Here is a 1,183-nt window from a genome sequence, read left to right as displayed (position 1 = left end):
GGTCGTCGATGATCAGGTCGGGTTCCTCCATGGCCGCGAAGTGGCCGCCGCGATCGAATTCGGTCCAGCGCACGATGGTGTGGTTGCGTTCGGCGATGCGACGGACCGGGACACCGAGGTCGTTCGGCAACACGGCCACCGCGACCGGCACCTCGGTCGCGGGCTCGGGCCGGCCCCACGTCGCGGCGCCCTCGTAGTAATAGCGCGCCGAGGAACCAGCGGTGCCGTTGAGCCAATAGATCATGACGTTGGTGAGCATCGTGTCACGGTCGACGGCGTCCTCGGGGACATCGGTGGAATCGGTCCAGTCCTTGAAGCGCTCGACGATCCAAGCCAGTTGCCCCACGGGGGAATCGGTGAGCGCGTAGGACAGTGTCTGCGGGCGGGTAGCCTGCAGCATCGCGTACGCGCCGAGTTCGTACTGGGCGCGCTGAGCCAGCTGGAGGGCCCGCTTCTCGGCCGGGTTGTCGAGATCGGCCGTCTCGGAAGTGACGGTGGCCGAGGCGATCATGGTCACGTGCAACGCCACGAGGTGGTCGGGATCGAGCACCGCCAGTTCGCGCGAGATGGCAGCACCGGTGTCTTCGCCGTGGGCGGCGTAGCGCTCGTAGCCGAGTCGGCGCATCAGCTCGGCCCAGGCTCGCGCGGCCCGGCTGGTCGACCAGCCGATCGCGGGACCGGACAACCCGAAGCCGGGAATCGTCGGCACTACCACGTCGAACGCGTCCTCGGCCCGGCCGCCGTGCGCGACCGGATCGGTCAGCGGCCCGATCACGTCGAGGAACTCTACGATCGAGCCGGGCCATCCATGGGTGAGGATCAACGGCATCGCACCGGGTTCGGCCGACCGGACATGGAGGAAATGCACAGCGTGACCGTCGATCTCGGTGCGGAACTGCGGGAACGCGTTGAGGCGCGCCTCCTGCGCTCGCCAGTCGTAGGTGGTGCGCCAGTACCGCACCAGTTCCTGGGTGTAGTCGAGCGGAATACCCTGCGCCCAGCCGACTCCGGTCACACCGTCGGGCCAGCGGGTGTCGTCCAGACGTCGATGGAGATCGTCGAGCTGGGACTGCGGGACGTCGATGCGGAAGGGAGTGATTGCTTCGCTCATGAAAACCACGCTACGAGACAGTTAGGACAGGTTCTGCCCTAGCAGTGGGGAAGAATGCGAACTGTGTTGGAA

1 protein-coding gene is annotated in these 1,183 nt (G+C 66.7%); it reads right to left on the bottom strand.

The genetic code is table 11. The features are described 5' to 3' along the window. The coding region (locus ACFWF3_RS36570; protein WP_379318790.1) for an epoxide hydrolase family protein at positions 1–1,111 on the bottom strand (1,111 nt) is incomplete at its 3' end. Positions 1,112–1,183: the final 72 nt, after the last annotated feature.

Source organism: Nocardia sp. NPDC060220 (assembly GCF_042727815.1).
Taxonomy (GTDB): domain Bacteria; phylum Actinomycetota; class Actinomycetes; order Mycobacteriales; family Mycobacteriaceae; genus Nocardia.
The sequence above is the reverse complement of the archived record's forward strand: the minus strand, read 5'-3'. Positions and strand labels throughout refer to the sequence as shown.